This window comes from Burkholderia sp. Ax-1720 (assembly GCF_011753035.1).
Classification (GTDB): Bacteria; Pseudomonadota; Gammaproteobacteria; order Burkholderiales; family Burkholderiaceae; genus Burkholderia; species Burkholderia gladioli.
The window spans coordinates 1-2,543 of sequence record NZ_VWWK01000356.1 but is presented as its reverse complement, the minus strand read 5'-3'; the positions used below and the strand labels follow the sequence as shown (position 1 = coordinate 2,543).

The 2,543-nt window shown below is 69.9% G+C and carries 4 protein-coding genes; all 4 read right to left on the bottom strand.

What is annotated here, in order from left to right; all coding sequences use genetic code 11:
- The coding region (locus tag F3J18_RS36615) for a winged helix-turn-helix domain-containing protein (protein WP_205195721.1) at positions 1 to 1,057 on the bottom strand (1,057 nt) is incomplete at its 3' end.
- A 55-nt stretch (positions 1,058 to 1,112) separates the two neighbouring features.
- Positions 1,113 to 1,568 carry a CesT family type III secretion system chaperone gene (locus tag F3J18_RS36610; RefSeq protein ID WP_013689018.1) on the bottom strand — a complete coding sequence of 152 codons (456 nt, stop codon included), beginning with the start codon at positions 1,566 to 1,568 and terminating at the stop codon, positions 1,113 to 1,115.
- A gap of 120 nt (positions 1,569 to 1,688) precedes the next feature.
- Positions 1,689 to 1,958: a hypothetical protein gene (locus tag F3J18_RS36605; protein ID WP_043278050.1), complete on the bottom strand. Its 270-nt coding sequence runs from the start codon at positions 1,956 to 1,958 to the stop codon at positions 1,689 to 1,691.
- A gap of 142 nt (positions 1,959 to 2,100) precedes the next feature.
- On the bottom strand, positions 2,101 to 2,346 hold the full coding sequence (locus F3J18_RS36600; RefSeq protein WP_013689020.1) for a hypothetical protein: 246 nt from the start codon (positions 2,344 to 2,346) through the stop codon (positions 2,101 to 2,103).
- Positions 2,347 to 2,543 lie beyond the last annotated feature (197 nt).

Below are 2,543 nucleotides of genomic sequence, written 5' to 3'. Positions count from 1 at the left end.
CGTCGCGGCGCTGGCGGCGCGCGAAGGCCGCGAAGAACAGCGCCAGCGCGTCGCTGTTGCCGGAATCGTAGGGCTGGTGCGTGTCGGCCGAGACGCCGAGCGGCGCCACCGCGATCGCGCGTTCGCCGCCCACCGCCAGCGGCGTGTCGCCGGTGGCGAGGACGTGCACGCCCTGGGTGGCGGCGGTGAGGTGCTCGATCACGCGCGCCACCGCGTGGCGCACCGGCGAGGCGTGGTCGAGCACGATGAGCAAGCGCCGTTCCCGCAATGTTTCGGCCAGTTGGGCCGCGTCCAGCTCGCCGCCGCGGGTGTCGACGTCGAGCGCGTCGGCGATCGCGTGCACCACCCGATCGGGCGCCGACAGCGTCGCCAGCGGCACGTAGGCGACGCCATCCGGGAAGGACGGCGCCAGGCCGCGCGCGGCCTCGATCGCCAGGCGCGTCTTGCCGATCCCGGCCGCGCCGGTCAGCGTGACGGCGCGCACCGCCGGCACCGTGGCCAGCAGCTCGGCCAGCTCGGCGTGGCGGCCGACGAAGGGGGTAGGGTCATGCGGCTGGGCGTGGGTGAGCGTGTCGCGCGCGCGCGGCGCGGCGGCATCGGCCTCGGCCTCGGGCAGCGCCATCAGCTCGTCGGGCGGCGCGGCATCGCGCGCCAGGCGCTCGCCGCCGTCGATATCGGGCCGCTCCACCACGCGCAGGTCGCCGGCGAAGCGGTAGCCGCGGCCCGGCACGGTCTCGATCAGGTCGCGGTCGTCGCCGAGCGCGCGGCGCAGGGCGGAAATCTGAGACTGGACGGTATTGGTGTCGACCTCGAGGCCCGGCCAGATCGCGTCGCGCAGCGTGGCCACCGGCACCGCGCGGCCGTTGGCGTCGATCAGCAGGATCAGGATCGCGAGCGGGCGCGCGCCGATCGCGACGATCTCGCCGTCGGCGATCAGCAGGCCCGCGTCGCGCAGCAGCCAGAAGCGGGAGAAGGCGATGGTGCGGCCGCCCGGGGTATCGGCCGGCGCCGGGACGCGGCGCCGGATGGGCGCGCGCGGAGAGACGGATTTCGACATCGGGGACTACGCGTGGCGCCAGACTCGGGTTGATCGGCCGAGCGGCGCCGGGCGGTCAAGCGCGCAACCAGACGTACTCCCCGGATGCGATGCCGTCGAACATGTCGTCACTCGATTCCATGATGTTGCGCCGCCAGTAGCGGCCGTGTTCCGCGTAATGGGCGAGCAGGTCCGCCAGTTCCGCGCCGTCCACGCCGCTGTCGAACGGGATGCGCAGTATCAGTACCACGTTCCCGGTATCTGTGTCGATCCCCATTTGCGCCTGATCCTGGGCGTAGACCAGCAGGTTCGCCTCCAGCATCAGTCGGAAGATCGTCAGGGTGCGGCCGGCGGTGACGGTTCCATAGTGGAAGTTCGCATACATCGCGTCGATATCGTTATCGAAATAATCGAGGCGTACGTCGAATCCTTCCACTTCGATGGCGCGCGTCTCCAGTACGTTCTGGACGTCGGGCAGGTCGATGACGGCGCACAGATCCTCGATCAGCCAGGTATATCGGTCGGAGCTCATGCGATGCGCTAAGGGTTCGGGTAAATCGGGGATGAATCGAGAAAACAAAAAGAGGCGGCCGCCCGAAACCGGGCAGGGCCGCCGCGATGGCGCCGCGTGAGGCGACGCCGGTTGGCGCGATTAGCCGCCTTGCGATGCGCTTTTGACGTTGCTCGCGCCGCTTTTCATCACGTTGGCCAGCGATGCGGCCATGCTCTGCTGGAGCTGCATCTGCGCCGAGGCGAGCGTCATCTGGTTCATCTGGTTGCTGATGCTCTGCATCTGCGCTTGCGTGGATGCGGAATCCGCGCTGCCGGCGGCCGTGTTGGCGGCACCGTTCATCACGTTACCGGCGGTGCTGGCCAGATTGCTGGCGGTGCCCACCATCGAGCTGACATTCGGAAAAGGCATGGTGTACCTCGCGTGTCTAGGTTTGGTTGCGAAAACTACGGAACTGCAACTGCGGTTCATTGCCGGCCGGGTCGGGACGGGCTTTTCGGCCCGGACCGCGCGGCAGGCAGCGTTCGAGGACGGCGGGCCGCCCGCGAATCGGTTACGACGCGTTCGCGCGCTGCTCCTGCAGCTTCGCCAGCGCCCGCGAGGTCGCGAGGAAGCCGCGATAGAGCTTCGCGAGGTTGCTGCGGTCGAGTTCGTTGGTCGACGGCGTCGCGCCGATCTTCTCGGCGGTCGCGTCGAGCGCCGCGCGCAGTGCGTTGACGCGGTCCTGGCTGTCCGGCGCGTTGAGCAGCGTGCGGATCTCGTTGAAATCCTTGGCGTACGGGTCGAGCGGTTCGTACATGGTTGATCCCTTGGGGTGACGTGCCGGGCTCAGCCCGCGATCGGCGGAGCCGGCTGCCGGGACGGTGGTTCGGCCCGCTGCGCGAGCGCGGCGGGGCGGGTGGCCGATGCGAGCATCGGCGCATGGGTTCGGGCCGCGCGCGGCAGCTCGGCCGAGGCCGAGGGCAGCGGCACGAATTCGTCGGCCGTGTTGCGCTG